The sequence below is a fragment of the Sphingobacterium sp. UBA2610 genome, assembly GCF_002339225.1.
GTDB lineage: Bacteria > Bacteroidota > Bacteroidia > Sphingobacteriales > Sphingobacteriaceae > Sphingobacterium > Sphingobacterium multivorum.
The window spans coordinates 1-14,692 of record NZ_DDKA01000027.1 but is presented as its reverse complement, the minus strand read 5'-3'; the positions used below and the strand labels follow the sequence as shown (position 1 = coordinate 14,692).

14 protein-coding genes, 1 tRNA gene and 1 pseudogene are annotated in these 14,692 nt (G+C 38.8%); 6 read left to right on the top strand and 10 right to left on the bottom strand.

Annotated features, from left to right (window positions below):
• The 4 genes and pseudogenes from B4Z47_RS19455 to B4Z47_RS19440 all read right to left on the bottom strand — a co-directional run.
• A pseudogene (locus B4Z47_RS19455) lies at nt 1–538 on the bottom strand (phospho-sugar mutase); the annotation flags it as partial.
• A gap of 32 nt (nt 539–570) precedes the next feature.
• On the bottom strand, nt 571–1,254 hold the full coding sequence (locus B4Z47_RS19450; protein ID WP_070562533.1) for a hypothetical protein: 684 nt from the start codon (nt 1,252–1,254) through the stop codon (nt 571–573).
• A gap of 17 nt (nt 1,255–1,271) precedes the next feature.
• Nucleotides 1,272–2,036: an enoyl-CoA hydratase/isomerase family protein gene (locus tag B4Z47_RS19445; RefSeq protein WP_070562530.1), complete on the bottom strand. Its 765-nt coding sequence runs from the start codon at nt 2,034–2,036 to the stop codon at nt 1,272–1,274.
• Nucleotides 2,037–2,072: 36 nt separating this feature from the next.
• The gene (locus B4Z47_RS19440) at nt 2,073–4,745 is read right to left on the bottom strand and encodes a carboxypeptidase-like regulatory domain-containing protein (RefSeq protein WP_286727744.1); all 2,673 of its coding nucleotides are present in this window, start codon (nt 4,743–4,745) and stop codon (nt 2,073–2,075) included.
• Nucleotides 4,746–4,869: 124 nt separating this feature from the next.
• Between B4Z47_RS19440 and purD the strand changes: the two genes are divergently transcribed.
• From purD to B4Z47_RS19425, 3 genes are all read left to right on the top strand, one after another.
• Nucleotides 4,870–6,144 carry a phosphoribosylamine--glycine ligase gene (gene purD, locus B4Z47_RS19435; RefSeq protein ID WP_201639929.1) on the top strand — a complete coding sequence of 425 codons (1,275 nt, stop codon included), beginning with the start codon at nt 4,870–4,872 and terminating at the stop codon, nt 6,142–6,144.
• A gap of 89 nt (nt 6,145–6,233) precedes the next feature.
• Nucleotides 6,234–6,305, top strand: a tRNA-Glu gene (locus tag B4Z47_RS19430).
• A gap of 308 nt (nt 6,306–6,613) precedes the next feature.
• Nucleotides 6,614–7,924 carry a site-specific integrase gene (locus B4Z47_RS19425; RefSeq protein WP_286727743.1) on the top strand — a complete coding sequence of 437 codons (1,311 nt, stop codon included), beginning with the start codon at nt 6,614–6,616 and terminating at the stop codon, nt 7,922–7,924.
• Nucleotides 7,925–7,999: 75 nt separating this feature from the next.
• Here B4Z47_RS19425 and B4Z47_RS19420 read toward each other — a convergent pair whose 3' ends face one another.
• The 4 genes from B4Z47_RS19420 to B4Z47_RS19405 form a co-directional block, all read right to left on the bottom strand.
• Complete coding sequence (locus B4Z47_RS19420; protein ID WP_254667652.1) at nt 8,000–8,419, bottom strand: DUF6527 family protein; 420 nt, start codon at nt 8,417–8,419, stop codon at nt 8,000–8,002.
• Complete coding sequence (locus B4Z47_RS19415) at nt 8,406–9,560, bottom strand: ThiF family adenylyltransferase (protein ID WP_070562519.1); 1,155 nt, start codon at nt 9,558–9,560, stop codon at nt 8,406–8,408. The genes B4Z47_RS19420 and B4Z47_RS19415 overlap by 14 nt, the downstream gene beginning before the upstream one ends.
• On the bottom strand, nt 9,535–10,236 hold the full coding sequence (locus B4Z47_RS19410) for a multiubiquitin domain-containing protein (RefSeq protein ID WP_286727742.1): 702 nt from the start codon (nt 10,234–10,236) through the stop codon (nt 9,535–9,537). The genes B4Z47_RS19415 and B4Z47_RS19410 overlap by 26 nt, the downstream gene beginning before the upstream one ends.
• A 316-nt stretch (nt 10,237–10,552) precedes the next feature.
• Entirely contained in the window at nt 10,553–10,798 is a 246-nt protein-coding gene (locus tag B4Z47_RS19405; protein WP_070562511.1) for a DUF2188 domain-containing protein, read from the bottom strand.
• Nucleotides 10,799–10,939: 141 nt separating this feature from the next.
• Between B4Z47_RS19405 and B4Z47_RS19400 the strand changes: the two genes are divergently transcribed.
• Nucleotides 10,940–11,296, top strand: coding sequence for a helix-turn-helix domain-containing protein (locus B4Z47_RS19400; protein WP_070562509.1), 357 nt, complete (start codon nt 10,940–10,942; stop codon nt 11,294–11,296).
• Nucleotides 11,293–12,207, top strand: coding sequence for an ImmA/IrrE family metallo-endopeptidase (locus B4Z47_RS19395; RefSeq protein WP_070562506.1), 915 nt, complete (start codon nt 11,293–11,295; stop codon nt 12,205–12,207). The genes B4Z47_RS19400 and B4Z47_RS19395 overlap by 4 nt, the downstream gene beginning before the upstream one ends.
• 127 nt (nt 12,208–12,334) lie before the next feature.
• Here B4Z47_RS19395 and B4Z47_RS19390 read toward each other — a convergent pair whose 3' ends face one another.
• Together B4Z47_RS19390 and B4Z47_RS19385 are read right to left on the bottom strand one after the other, a co-directional pair.
• Nucleotides 12,335–12,643: a hypothetical protein gene (locus tag B4Z47_RS19390; protein ID WP_070562502.1), complete on the bottom strand. Its 309-nt coding sequence runs from the start codon at nt 12,641–12,643 to the stop codon at nt 12,335–12,337.
• Between the two features lie 31 nt (nt 12,644–12,674).
• On the bottom strand, nt 12,675–13,703 hold the full coding sequence (locus tag B4Z47_RS19385; protein WP_070562499.1) for a hypothetical protein: 1,029 nt from the start codon (nt 13,701–13,703) through the stop codon (nt 12,675–12,677).
• A gap of 424 nt (nt 13,704–14,127) precedes the next feature.
• Here B4Z47_RS19385 and B4Z47_RS19380 point away from each other — a divergent pair.
• Nucleotides 14,128–14,692, top strand: a 565-nt coding sequence (locus B4Z47_RS19380) for a hypothetical protein (protein ID WP_286727741.1), incomplete at its 3' end; no start/stop codon positions are given.

Here is a 14,692-nt window from a genome sequence, read left to right as displayed (position 1 = left end):
CGATTACATTTTTATCATGTGGCGCAGTCAGCTGGCATCCATCATTCCAATAAGCCTTATAACCATTGTATTCCTTTGGGTTGTGTGAAGCCGTTAGCATAACACCACTTTGACAGCCGAAATGGCGGATGGCGAACGACAGCATTGGGGTCGGGCGCAATGCTGTGAACAGATGTACCTTGATGCCGTTGGCTGCAAACACGTTGGCAACCAGCTGGCCAAACGCCTGCGAATTGTTACGGCTGTCATAAGATACCGCTACTTTAATCTCCTGATCTGGGAACTGTTTCTTTAGATAGTTGGCTAATCCTTGCGTGGCTTTGCCGATCGTATACTTATTCATACGATTAGAGCCAACGCCCATAATGCCTCTTAAACCTCCGGTTCCAAATTCAAGATCCTTGTAAAAAGAATCCGTAAGTTCCGTCTCCTCATTATTGTCGATTAAATCCTGAACTGCTTTTCGAGTTCCTTCATCATAACTTGGGGTTAACCAATCTTCGATTTTCTTTTGTATGTCCTTATCTAAATTTTTCATTATCGTTAAGTTTGGTTAAAATTTACAAAATACTATGCGTCACATCCGGCATAAGCGCGGTCTATGACTGTAATATACCATTTTTCTCCCTCTTTTGTCACATGAAAAACAAAGGGTTCCTCATGCTCATTGGAGGTCATAATGGCTCTATAACTTCTGGATTCTATGTTCCTTAGTCGCTGTAATTCAGTATTACTAATTTTGGCATCAAGAATTTCATTCATGAACTTTGCCGTCTGAGATAGTTCATTCGGGCGGGATTTTTTATCATAATAGAATCCGGATTTATCCCACTTCATCGTACCACAATCAAAAATAGGTAGTTTTCCGGACTTCAAAGGGCCCTTGTACGTTAATTTTTCATAAGAATGATACTCTGGCACAGGTTTAGAAAAATTAAAACTGTTTTGGTGTACATAAGAGTCAAGTGCGCCTGGACGGTAGATCATATAAATTCCCAATTTGGGATGTATGTAGGTATTTATTGTTTTACTGTCCTGTTCCGAATAGGCCTTGGCAAGTTTCTCCAGTACTTCCTCCAGTGTTTCGGAGCTCTCTTTCTTTACGTCCTTTTCAGTCGTGTCACGTTTTTGTATGGTATCTACAGGAATTGAATCCTGCACGATTTTTACAGTCTTATCTTCTTTTTTACTATTTCTGCAGGAGATCGTGCTTGCAGTGAGACAAATAAGAATAAAGAAAAAGAGATTTCTCATGATGATTTTGTTTAGTATTACTTCTTAGAAGTCAAGTTTTCAATGATTGACTTTAAAATAGAGCGCGTTGACGGAAGCCACCATTGTTCGAGGATGTGCTGGATTGTCTCTTCTCTATTCTCGCGCAATTTAAGGATTATTTCCTTTCGGAAGTTCAATTTGGATGTCTGCCATGTCTTTTGGTTGAACTGCGTGATCTGTTTTAATTTTTTTGCTGCGGTATTGAAGAGTATATTAGCGGGAACAATGTCATCAATAAGACCCTGTGTTTTTGCTTCTACAGGAGAAAGCAATTTACCTTCGAGCAAATTCTGATACGCATTCCGTTTTCCAATCCAAAACGCATAAAGCTGAAATATACTTTCAGGGACGATTAGTCCGACAGGAATCTCGTTAAGACCGATCACGAAATTCCCTTCGGCCATAATCCGATAATCACAGCAGAGCGCCAGTACGCAGCCCCCAGCGGGGCTATGACCAGATATTGCAGCAACTATTGGTTTTGGAAAAGCGGCGAGTAGCGATGTCGCTTCCAGAAATAAATTCCAGAATTCGCGAATTTGTTCTTCATCATATTGGAATAGGGTAATTAGATCAAGTCCTGCGCTAAAGAAGTTTTCCTTGCCAATCAATATTGCACCATAAATAGCTTCATTTTGCTGGGAAGATTCCAAGGTATCTATCAGTTCCTTCAATAGCTGTGTGTCTATGGCGTTTGACTTTCCCCTGTCGAGGAAAATGCTTAAAATATGATCTTCTATTTTGGTTTTAATATGTTCCATAACCTTGTTTCTAAATTTAACGATTTGTTTGCTCTGCTATTGTGGTTTTACCGCTATTAAATATTCGAGATGAGCAATTTTGCCATCCATACTTATTCCCTCAACGGTTAGTTTGTAGGTTCCGGGTTCGTCAGAAGTGAAGAATTCGAAATGTGTTTTCCCATCTTTTGGCGTGATCAGATTCGGTTCCCAGGCGATTGTTGTCCTTAGGTCGCGTGTAAGCTTATTTTGGATTGTTGCATCGTATTGGGGTTTGAAAAATGTTCGGGGCACATATAACCCTTTTGGCGTGATGGTTACAATGCCTGTGGGTGTATAAGATGAAGCAATTGCATCTCCGGATTTACTGGTAATCACAATAACACCACTGCCTCCATACATGCCATAAATTGCCGTGTTTCCAATGCTACGCAAGACTTCAACACTCGCAATGTCCGCAGTATTGATCATATCTATTTGCTCGGGTTCAATATACATTCCATCGAGAACAACTTGCATCGGACTATTCATCGATCTTGTGCTGTAAGGGATTCCATTACGAAAAATAACACCATTTAGCCGTCCATTGAGGCATTGAGCAAATGTAGCACAGCCAGATAATTCGTCTGCAGAGATCACTTGATCGGCATTTCCTGGCCCATTGAGGTTTCTGGAGTTCTTGTCAGCTTTATTTGTTCGTACTCTATTGACCTGTACCTCTTCCAACCGAATGCTCTTTTGGATTATGCCCGCCGCTTCCAATTCGCCAAGGAATTGTTGGCTATTTTTCAGTTGTGTAAGCAGCGTGGTATTGATGTCGTTGACCAACAAGGGTTGATCTTTACTCGGATTTAGAGGAGGGGTAAGCGGGTTGTCGATAACAATATCAACTCTTTTTTTCTCTTTAGGGCCATCACCTGTCACAATAAACTTGACACTGTCTGCAAATAAAAGTTCGTCAAATGAAAATCGGCCATTATTATCGGTCAGTGTATCTATACTCAGCAACATGTTGCTCGTCGGTATAATTGTTACTTTGGCATTTGGAACGACAGCCTTGCGGGCCGTTTTCTTGATGGTCCCAGCTATGGTAAGTCCTTTTTCAGGAGGGAACGCAGGGGTTGCTGTACTTGTATAATTCTTCCAGTCCAACTTGCGCCAACCTTGAATCAGCATGAGATTGTCCAGTTCTGTCAGTCTGATGTTTGTTAAATCCGCAAAGTAATAATTGGGACGTTCAATAAAGCCGCGAAGATCAGATTTCAATAGAAGCTCCGAGACAATAGATGAATAATAGCGGTCTGTCGTAGAATCAACCTTACTGAGGTTTACCACTGATGCAGAAAGCGCAGCAAACCTCGTGGTGTCACTATCTTCATAGTTAACGGAAAGATTTGCGATCACTTTATCGCGTGTTGAGAAGCTGGGTTTGTTGAGTTCTACGGAGACAGGAAGTAAAGTCGATGTCGTATTGTAGTTAAACACGAGTCTTTCCACAATAGGAATCATTTGGTCTGTTAAGATAGACAACTGTAAAACTCCGGATGGCAGGTTTTTTTTGGGAATATTGAATAGGATCTCCGCTCCGTTTAGTTTCTGCTTGGCGGCATGAAGTACAAGGCCATTGTATTGGGCTATTAGATAAATATCTTTGCCATTGACCAAGTCTGCAGTAGCGGAAAGTTGCGCTGCAATCTTATCCTTTAGTACCGAATTTACGGTTAGAACATATCCGGAATTCTGTACAGGCGGTAATGACGCACTTGTTGACGATCCATCTTCGAAGATGGCTGTAGCGACGTATTTTTTTCCTGTCTGTAAGACGAGCGGGATACTTCCCATTCCCAGTGAATTTGTTTCAAAATCGGCAACTGTTGTTTGATTTTCCTCCACAACTTTTATTTTTGCTTTTTTTCCTAAACCATTAGGGCTAAGGATTTTGAACCCAGTTTTGGATAATATGTTGTTGACTAGTTCGCCACTTTCGGGGAAAATTTGGATGCTATTTTGGTTGTTTGGATCCGGGATGACAAAACTTTTTAGAATACGTCTTTTATCCAGCGAAAGAAATTGTAAAGACAGTGTCCCGCCTTTAAAATCATCTTTCAATTCCAGCGCTATTGTTCCATTATCGTTTGATTTCAGTCGGCCGGATTTCTCTTTATTGTTGTTCGGTTGTAGGGTATAACTGATGTTGTTATTAATCAGCGGGGCTCCCTGAATGGTTTTCAGATTAATCTGGAACATGTTTTCTGTTCCGTTTTTGACCAGTTCACTTTTCGTTATGATATGATCAGATCGACCATTTGTAATGGGGACGACGCGTTCATAGAAATTGGCTACAGAGTCATTTTGCATCCATCGGGTAAATGATCTAACGCGGTAGGAGCCTTCTTCCAAAGTGTCCGGCAGATTGAAGTCGCCTATACTTAGACCGAGTGTAATAGGAATTTTGATACTCTTAATGATCTTATTGGTGGGAGAAATCAATTCTACATTAGCAATTTTACTGATGTTGCTCAAATAATTAAAAGGGGCGGTGGTACAGTAAAGTTTAAACCACATAGTTTCGCCAGCCGAATAATCATTTTTGTCCAAATGGAGATAAATCTTTTCCTTGATGTGCCGTTCATGGTAAGTATCCAGTTTCTGCAAGGTCTGATCGATCTGGGCCGACGCCAGCAAAGCGAATAGCAGGCAGTTTACTAACAGCAGTAATTTAGCGTACATATGACTAATGTTTTATGAAAATTAGAAAATATTTTTCCTTTAATCAATTTATAAATCAAAATATTAGTCTCATTTTAAACGATCTGATACCTTAAAATTAGCATAAAAAAAATATCTTTGTGTTATGAATATCCTAATAATCGGTTCAGGAGGTCGTGAATCTGCCTTCGCCTATAAGTTGTCGAAAAGTCCACGTTTAGATCAATTGTTTATTGCTCCAGGAAATGCTGGAACAGGTGCGTATGGTCAGAATGTAAATATTAAAGTTACCGACTTTGCTGCTATTGCTTCCTTCGTTTTGGAGAATAATGTGCAAATGGTGCTCGTCGGTCCCGAAGAGCCTTTGGTAAAAGGTATTCATGATTATTTTTTAAATCGGGAAGATTTAAAAAATATCCCAGTAATAGGGCCGCAGCAAGAGGGCGCTCAATTGGAGGGCTCAAAAGATTTTTCAAAGCAGTTTATGGATCGCCATGGCGTACCTACTGCCGCTTCAAGATCGTTTGATGCAACATCATTGGAAGATGGATTGGCTTACCTTGAAACGCAAAAATTGCCGATTGTGCTTAAGGCTGATGGTTTAGCAGCAGGCAAAGGAGTATTGATCTGTGAGACGCTGGAAGATGCCAAAGCGGAGCTAAAAGCGATGATCGCAGACTCAAAATTCGGAGAAGCTAGCCGAGTTGTGGTTGTTGAAGAATTCTTAAAAGGAATTGAATTGTCTGTTTTTGTTTTAACAGATGGGAATTCATATAAAGTGCTTCCTTCTGCAAAAGATTACAAACGTATTGGAGAGGGGGATACAGGCCTAAACACTGGTGGTATGGGATCGATATCTCCGGTTCCTTTTGCAGATGAGACATTTTTAAATAAAGTAGAAGAGCGTATTATCAGACCAACAGTTGAAGGACTTAAAAAAGATGGCATTCCATATAAAGGATTTATTTTCATCGGTTTGATGAATGTGGAAGGAGAGCCTTATGTCATCGAGTATAATGTTCGTATGGGAGATCCAGAGACTGAATCTGTATTGCCGCGTATTGAATCGGATCTGTTAGATTTGCTGGAAGGTGTTGCACAGGGTAATCTGGAGCAACGTTCCTATACGGTATCTCCTAAAACTGCCGTAACTGTCATGTTGGTTGCGGGAGGTTATCCTGGAGATTATGAGTCGGGAAAAGAGATCGCCAATATTGAAAATGTCAAAGAATCCATCGTATTTCAAGCAGGTACGAAAGAAGTAGATGGTAAGATTGTTACTGCAGGTGGACGTGTAATTGCTGTTACCACATTGCAAGATTCGCTGTTCGAAGCCCTTCAGCAGGCAACTGCAGATGCCGGAAGGATATATTTTGAAGGTAAATACTTCAGAAGAGATATCGGTTTCGACCTTATTTAAAAAATATTTAAAATTATTTTTGGAATACTGATTTTAAGGTCTATATTTGCAACTCCAAAAACAACAATGTTATTGGAGTTGCATTAAAAGGCCCGTTCGTCTAGGGGTTAGGACGCAAGATTTTCATTCTTGAAACAGGGGTTCGATTCCCCTACGGGCTACACATCTAAAAGTCAAAACATACAAAAGCCTGCAAATTAAACGTTTGCAGGCTTTTTTGTTTTTCAGCATTTACAAAACGTATAATAATTCCCAATAAAAAAGTGAGTCATTCAGTGAGTCATTTTCTTGGAGTTGACTACTCACTGAAATATATTTAAAAGTTTGATTGTCAATGTGTTCATAATTTAAACATCTTGATCCGTTTTCGTTGCAAGGCTAATTTTGCATCGCTGAAATTTGTTTTTCAGTGGTGATGCAGAGCTCGCCGCAAAGGCGGCTCGGTTTGTTTCACTTAAATGATGTTGTCATGAGTACAAATTATTCCTTGCTCTTCTATCTGAAGAAACCCAAAAATTATGTTAACGGTCCTAGGCCGATTTACATGCGGATTACCGTAGATGGTATCCCAAAAGAAATCTCCACTGGACGGGAATGTGATCCGTCGAAATGGAACTCCAAAGCCAACCGTATGAAAGGCACAACAGAAGCTGTCAAAATCATGAACAGTTTTCTTGATACTCTCGTCAGCAAAGTAAGTACAATCCATACCGCTATGACGGCTGCCGCAGAGGAAATTACAGCAGAATCCATCAAACTAAGGTATCAGGGAAAGGATATTAAGCAAAAGCAATTCCTTGATGTATTTAGGGAACACAATATCCACATGGAAGCATTGCTCGGGAATGGATTCAAACCCAATACACTCAAAGGGTATAAAACCTCGCTTTCACATTTTGAAGGGTATTTAGAGAAAGAATTTAGACTCGCAGATATCGACACAAGGAAGATTGACCATGCTTTTGTCACAGGGTACGAATTCTTTCTGCGTTCCACGATGGGCTGTTCAGCCGTGTCGGCAGCAAAATACATGAAGCACCTTCGCAAGATCATCAAGATCTGTATTGCGCACAGATGGATAACGGATGATCCATTTGCCTTTTATAAGATCAAGGCGAAAGCTAAAGAGAAGGAATTTTTAACCGATGCGGAACTTCGGAGAATAGAGGAGAAATTATTCAAGATACCAAGACTTGCACATGTCCGCGATATCTTTGTCTTTTGTTGTTACACTGGACTTTCCTATGCCGACGTAAAGAAACTAAAATGGACCGATATCGCCGAGGGTGTGGACGGAAAACTCTGGATCTTTACCAGCAGGGAGAAAACCGAAACATCGTCAAATATTCCATTGCTTCCCAAGGCACTTGAGATCATTGAACGGTATCGTGATTATCCACCATGTGTGTCAAAGGATATGGTACTTCCTGTGCTGAGTAATCAGAAAATGAACAGTTATCTAAAGGAAATTGCTGATCTGTGCGAGATAACAAAAGAACTCACCTTTCACAAGTCACGCCATACCTTCGCTACTTCTGTGACGCTTGCCAATAGTGTTCCGATAGAAACCGTTTCCAAGATGCTTGGCCATACGGATATCAAAACCACACAGCATTATGCTAAGTTATTGGATAATAGGGTTGCTATTGATATGGAGAGACTGGAAAGAAAGATTGAAAGTAGGCCCTTGCAACTAAAAGAAACCGTTGTTAAGGCTTTATGTGCTCCAAAGGCTTTCTCTCTAATCAGTGTAGACCACAGGAAACAAAGTATTGCATAGGTTCATGTAACTGTTATAAGTAATAAAAATAAAGCCGAAGAACAGATCTTCGGCTTTATAGTAAAATCAAAAATTTTACAATCGAAAAAATTTGGAAATTTTCTGCCAGACAGTTAGTTTTGGATTTTTTTGATTGACAAGATCTTCTTTTATAGCGTCAAACGGTTCCCTAAAATAATCCTCTTTGCGGTTCTGATCATTTTTTCTGCCTAAATGGATTTCTTTTTCAGTCCATCGACCTGCAAATTCAATTTTGTTATTCTTTATCCAATAATGTGACTGACATTCAAAATTCCAATTTCCGATAGATGGATGAAGGGAAATATTTTTGCCATTAAATGTCAATCTCCAATCTGTTGGAGACATTGGTGTTACAACCTGGCTTCCACAGCCACACGCGCACTTATGTATCGCGGTACAGTATTCGATTGAGATGTATAGAGTACCTTCCTCTACATTTTCCGGGATGAATTCAACAAATTTATGCTGGAACATCTTCATTGAAAATTTTAGATACGCTAATTGAGTAGGAGCTGTGATGTTCATTCTCCAGATCAACATAAATTCCAGATATCTTTTTCCATTTCAGAACAGCAAAAACTGCGTTCAATGCGTTCAATTCAGCGATCTGAATATTCGTGGTATATTCGTTATTGTCCGAGTCTTCCGAAAATATACGGAGGGGTAGATGGTCATTTTTATTCCGGTTAGCAGAAGTAACTCTTACGGCGCCAGTAAGTTTGTCGTCAACAACATTAACCCCTAAGCCTACATCAGAAAAAGCAACGCCTTTACTAACTAAATAATCTGTTATTATTGCCCTCGCCGTATTTTTGTCAACACATACAAATACATAATCCATTTGGTCCAGCTCCCGTAAATTTTCTTTTTTTAAGTAATAGTCATGAACATGGATAAATTTATGCATGTTTGAGTACAGCTTTTGATAGTATACAACTTTTCTCGGGCCTTCACTCAGGTCGTTCATTGATGCTGCACCTGGAGAACGGAAAGCATTATGCTGATCAAAACTATCCCCGTCGAACAGATGGATTTCTTTAACCGGCGTTTTCGCTACCATATCCAAAATATAAGCTCCGGTACCACCCAGACCAATAATGGCTATTTTCTGCCCCTCTAACTTTGTGTTAATCATTTCTATATTTGCTCGGCTCGAATTGGTGTCAATGTACTGAAACACTGTTTCGTTAGCACTGTCCGCTATAACCTTAAAAGTCTTTTCCGTGACCAAAGGATCCAGATATTTAGCTGGTGCCGAGATGATATCCGTATACCTTTTAACCTTTTCGTAGTAATTAGGATATCCACCTGCGGGTTTATTGGAAAAAGACCGATTTACTGTAATCTCATTATTTAGTACAGCATTGGCATTGTTATGTTGAATAGCTGTGATAAATTCGCCGTTAACATCACACGGATTATCTCCTATAAAACTAATGACATGATCTTGAATATTATGTAACGTCGTTACTAAAGTCCCATATTGAATCTGTTTAATTTGGTTGACAAAGGGTATATGGTGGATAAGTAAATATCCACCACGCACCTCGATCTCATATCCTTCGTCACGTAGACGTTTAAGGTCTTGACTATGATTTATCAGTTGCTGTGACATCGAACACCATTTTATTTTTGACACGAACTACTGAACCTTTAACCATAGTGCCTTCTGGTTTAGGCTCCCAACCTCTGCTGTAAGTAACTGTATATCCTCTATTTGGACTATCATCATATGAACCAAAAGCCAATACGGCCAATTGCTCAAAGGAAATGTTTATTTCACTCCATTTATGGGGGCGAGCATTCACAATTATTGTAACTTCTTTCGGTGTTGGTTTAGAGAAAAATTTCTCCTTACCCGGACGGGCTAAATCAACTATTTCATCATCCAAGATTTGATCATCCTGCCAGCCTTCCTTGATATCAAGAAAAATATCATCCTCAGCTGGTATGCTTGCCAACTCCCTTATCTGAATACCCCTGATGTATTGCTTGTACCAGGTATAGGGCTTGTCGTTTATAAAGAATGCGAGCTTTTTCTTTACAAAGAAATATTCCCTTTCCGGCCTTGCAAGGTTAACCTGTTTCTCGTTTTCAATAAGCTCGTCCCGATAGGGTTTGCAGATTGATAAAAACAGCTCTGTATCCAAAGGTATTCCTGCTAGCTGTTTTAACTCTACTCCTGTTTTGTACTTGTCAAAAGTTTCGTACTCTTTACCTTCTATTACAAACTTGAGCGGTACTTTTGAAGTAGGGGAATGTTGCTCCCCTTGATGATTATTTACTTTCATCGTAATTTAAATTTTGATATTAACTAATTAATAATTGCTTATTGCTAATCGTTTCAGCAATAAAATAGGGCTTGCCCTGTAACAGTCGTTAAATAAGATGCAATTGAAATTTATTATATTAATACCAGGCCCAACAACTGACTTCATGCAGGCTGCCGGTTTAAAATCACGAAAAGCTTGTTTATTTCAAATAAAGAGGGTAATTTTGGACTGCAAAAACATTACCACCGAAAGCCTTGCAGGGCTTTTTTTCTCTGAAAGAATCAAGCCAGGTGATTTTCGCCTGGTTTTTATTTTCATAAATCTCCTTACCTCATTAAAATTTTGTGTCTTTAATTGTACTTGGATCATTTCCGGGTTTTACCGTATCGCTATCCCTGATAGGTCCGGCATTTGGCCGATGTATCCGAACTTCACCGCCACCGTTATTCGATGAAAACTGTTTTGCAAGTTGTTCTGCCTGCTTCTGGGTACTGACAATAGCAGACGCCTTTTTGCCCCCCTCTTTTTGGACATTCCATCCGTCCTGTCCTTTTTTCTGTGTCACATGGTAATTCGCCATAATTTCTCTGTTTTTAAACTTATAATATTACAAAGCTATAAAATCTAAATATATCAAGCAAATGTTTTTGTATATTTAGATTTGGTTTAGATTTACGCTTGACATTTCAAGATTTTTTTTATCTTTGTAAAAAGAATAATAATGATGAGTTCACTAGGCATAACATTGAAAGATGCAAGAAAAAATGTAGGGCTTACATTAAGACAAGTGGAAGAAATGACAGATATTTCTAATGCTTACTTGAGTCAATTAGAAAATGAAAAAATAAAAAATCCGTCTGTTAATATTTTATCCAAACTTTCATCTTTATACAAGGTATCATTAAAAACGCTCCTTTCAAATGCGAAATTGATCGATAAGAACGAAGCCCGGCAGGAAGAGATTAATTTAAGCTTTGCACAAAAAATAGCTTTTCGAGCAGAGGATTTAACGGAGGAAGAACGTAATGATGTTCTAAAATATTTGGAATTTATTAAATCGCGGAAAAAAGGGCTATGATTGATGAATTTACCCGAAAGGAAATCGAAAAAATATCTCATAACCTTTTAAAAGAGAGCAAGTCATTTGATATTTTCCCTACGCCGGTTGACAAGATTATATCGTATTCAAATTTTGCGATCGATAATAATGTAGATTTAAAAAATGTAGATACGTCATTCTTTAGCCTATTAAGGGAGAAATTAATAAATCCGTCAAAAAAGGCATTACAAAGCGCACTATCTAAGATAAAAGGCATTTTTGACAGAGAGGATAAAATCATATACATAGACTCAGATCTTGATAAAAATGTGGGTAAAAAGAACTTTGTCAAATTACATGAAATTGGTCACGGTGTTTTATCCTGGCAGAATGAGATTATGTTAGCGTTGGATAATGACGAAACTTTATGCGAAGAGTATGAGGAGCAGTTTGAAGCTGAAGCCAATTATTTTGCTTCTATTACATTGTTTCAACAAGAACGTTTTTATGAAGAATGCCAAAAATTGAATCTCGGGCTGGGAGCGGTCATGGCATTGAGTAAAAAATTTGGTTCTTCGGTTCATTCAGCCTTTAGAAATTATGTACTGCAATCAAAAAACAGATGTGCACTTCTTGTACTGAATCACCCTATTAATGAAAATGGTTTTACCAATGTACTAACCACAAGAGATTTATTCTATTCTAAAGCATTTCTCCGAGAATTTGGAGAATTAATGCTCCCAAATGAATTCGGTTTTAAATGGGCATTTGTACAAGACTTTAAATTCCAAAAAAAATTCCACGAGAAAGGAGCAATTTCACTAACAACTCAAGAAGGGGAGGAAATTAGTGCAGGCTATCATTTTTTCAACAATACTTATAATAGTTTCGTTTTTATCTTCCCTAAAGGTGAGAAAAATAAGGCAAGAACTAAAATTATAATTCAATAACTAAGATTAAATAGGCGGTTAGTTCAAGGCATATTGTGAAGAACACGCGATATCTGTTTTGGAAATTATATTCTTTCCAAACTTAAAGGCTCCAATTGCTATGTTTACTTAATTAGCGAACGCTACACTACTCTATCGAATAATTCCAGTTTCCTAACGCTCCGGGTATTTCCCAAGACTTGGCTTTGTCCTTATAATTATTAAAGTGCCCTTTTTCCCATGTGGTAATATGGTACCCCTTGCAGAATTTACAATAATAAGCCCTTTTGCAGGCATCTTTACCCATCCGGTGTTTGATACGTTTACCATCCAGCTTGTTTCTCACCCGCGATCTGAACTTAAAATGAAGCATTGCCCATTGCGCTTCGATTAAAGAAGGAAACCCAACTTTACCAGTAGCACGGCATTTCCAGGTATTGTCCCTTACTCTTTCCATAATCTATCCATTAAAGTTTACCTATTCTATTTTATAACTCCTTTTCTATTGGTACCTGCAACATGACCCATTCCCGGATATGTTTTGCAATCTTATCGGATACCTCAAAATTATACCGCCCCTCAAACGGTATTTTGAGCACAATACGCAACCTACCCCGTTTCAACCCGTGACAAGCCTGGATCATATCCAATGGTATGGCCTTGTCCCGGTCTATCTTCTGTACAAAGCCCTTCGTAATATTTACAACTTCCTTTAAACTGCGCTGCTCGCCACAGGTCAAATTTTCATGCATTGCATTTTTCAGATAAAGGCTGACGATGCTATTTTTAAACGTAAAAATCCCTAAATCTTTATACAATATCTTTTGTGACAAGATTTTATTATTGAGCTGGAATACTTCCTTCTCCACATCAATGGATTTGACCTGTACTAAGTCCATTTCATCCATAGAATCGACGTCCTTATCTTCCTCAGCTGTTTCCAGAATCTCCTTCAGTTCCTCTAGATCCGGAGAAAACAACTCGAACTGCTCCTCAAGATTTCTCATTTTTAACTGTTGCTGCAGGATAGTTTCCTTCTGTTCCAAAATCAACTTTCTTTGTCTTTGATTAATAGCGACATAGAAATAGGCTGTATAGCCCATATTCAGGACCAAAATTCCGCTAAATATGACCATTAAAGGAAATAGCAGCCATTCATCCTTAGCCAGCTTATCGGGGCCTATAATCCAGAACAACAAAAGTGATGGTAATATACAGCAAAATAACAATTGGGTAGCGGCGCGTTTTTCTGGGTTAACCAGCCAGTTTTCCCTTTTGTCCAATATTACGATAACCAATCGTATATAAAAGAAAATTATCGCTACAATCAATACAAAAAATAGATAGCTATAGGTGACAGGCCAGTCTAAAAGCCATTCCGCCAAAGCTCCACGGTACCCCAGATACCAACAGAATCCCCCAAAAACGAAGGATGCGATCAATTGCCAAATCCCATCAGGATACTGCACCGTCAATTTTCTATTATCCAGAGATCTATTCTCATTAAAACTTTTCATGTACAAACGACATTTTAAAAAATGCTATCAAAACCTACATATTTATCAGATTTATATCTTCTTTCTGTATATCTTTCGCCTATCAGGTTCATCCGACATTACCTAGCAACCTATCGCCGGAGAACTTCCTTAAAAACTCCCCTGTCGAAGAAATTTTTGTTATATAAATTTAGCCAATTATTTATTAAACAATGTCCAACTCACTTAAATCAATGCCTTTGTATCGTTTTATGGCTCAAATAATTCCCCTTCCGGATGAAAATTTAACTCTTTGTTGATAGAAAATCCTCCTTCGCTGTCAGGAAATCAGCACTCATTGTAAAAAATCGGCCTTTATTGAAATGGTTGGGATATTCACTGAAATTTCATGCTATAGTGGGTAAATTTAAAGCGTAAAACTTCACTGATTATTAAACCATAAATCATGAGAACAATAAAGAAATTTAGACTGCCATTTAGCCGCAATTATGTATTTATTGCAATTGCTGTACTGATAACCTTATATGGGCTTTTCTGGGCCCGGACACATAGCGAGCGCGTCTATAGCATCGGGGCAATGATCATTCTTATCCCATTTCTGGAAATGCGTGGCCAAGAACGCGCCATGCAGCTTTTCGTTATCTTTTTTGTCTGTATTCAGGTCAGCAGCATAGCACTATTTGACCGCCTTCCCTACCAGCTGCTGATCAGCTCGCAACCCTTTTGGACAGCTGTAAAAAAGGGCATACCGACAGCCTTTATCATCTGCGCGATGGCACATCTGTTTTTCTGGAGAAAGACAGACCTTTTCAAACTTTATGGGATCCAATTTCCCATCATGATCATTGCATGTACCTGGTATATCCGTATGCTGCTGATCATGGTTAATTGCCAGCATATCCCAAATTCAAAAGCTATAATCATACCCGCCATTGTTATCCACAAATTCCCTGCTTGCTGTGACCTATACGAACTATGGCATTCGTTCAATTATGAAGGTGAGGAAGACA

What these genes read in the sequence shown, in the direction of transcription:
- B4Z47_RS19395 (WP_070562506.1), top strand. Translation starts at nt 11,293, where the DNA reads ATGATTGATGAATTTACCCGAAAGGAAATCGAAAAAATATCTCATAAC.
- B4Z47_RS19425 (WP_286727743.1), top strand. Translation starts at nt 6,614, where the DNA reads ATGAGTACAAATTATTCCTTGCTCTTCTATCTGAAGAAACCCAAAAAT.
- B4Z47_RS19385 (WP_070562499.1), bottom strand. Translation starts at nt 13,703, where the DNA reads ATGAAAAGTTTTAATGAGAATAGATCTCTGGATAATAGAAAATTGACG.
- B4Z47_RS19410 (WP_286727742.1), bottom strand. Translation starts at nt 10,236, where the DNA reads ATGAAAGTAAATAATCATCAAGGGGAGCAACATTCCCCTACTTCAAAA.
- B4Z47_RS19440 (WP_286727744.1), bottom strand. Translation starts at nt 4,745, where the DNA reads ATGTACGCTAAATTACTGCTGTTAGTAAACTGCCTGCTATTCGCTTTG.
- B4Z47_RS19450 (WP_070562533.1), bottom strand. Translation starts at nt 1,254, where the DNA reads ATGAGAAATCTCTTTTTCTTTATTCTTATTTGTCTCACTGCAAGCACG.
- B4Z47_RS19445 (WP_070562530.1), bottom strand. Translation starts at nt 2,036, where the DNA reads ATGGAACATATTAAAACCAAAATAGAAGATCATATTTTAAGCATTTTC.
- B4Z47_RS19390 (WP_070562502.1), bottom strand. Translation starts at nt 12,643, where the DNA reads ATGGAAAGAGTAAGGGACAATACCTGGAAATGCCGTGCTACTGGTAAA.
- B4Z47_RS19405 (WP_070562511.1), bottom strand. Translation starts at nt 10,798, where the DNA reads ATGGCGAATTACCATGTGACACAGAAAAAAGGACAGGACGGATGGAAT.
- B4Z47_RS19420 (WP_254667652.1), bottom strand. Translation starts at nt 8,419, where the DNA reads ATGTTCCAGCATAAATTTGTTGAATTCATCCCGGAAAATGTAGAGGAA.
- B4Z47_RS19400 (WP_070562509.1), top strand. Translation starts at nt 10,940, where the DNA reads ATGATGAGTTCACTAGGCATAACATTGAAAGATGCAAGAAAAAATGTA.
- B4Z47_RS19415 (WP_070562519.1), bottom strand. Translation starts at nt 9,560, where the DNA reads ATGTCACAGCAACTGATAAATCATAGTCAAGACCTTAAACGTCTACGT.
- purD (WP_201639929.1), top strand. Translation starts at nt 4,870, where the DNA reads ATGAATATCCTAATAATCGGTTCAGGAGGTCGTGAATCTGCCTTCGCC.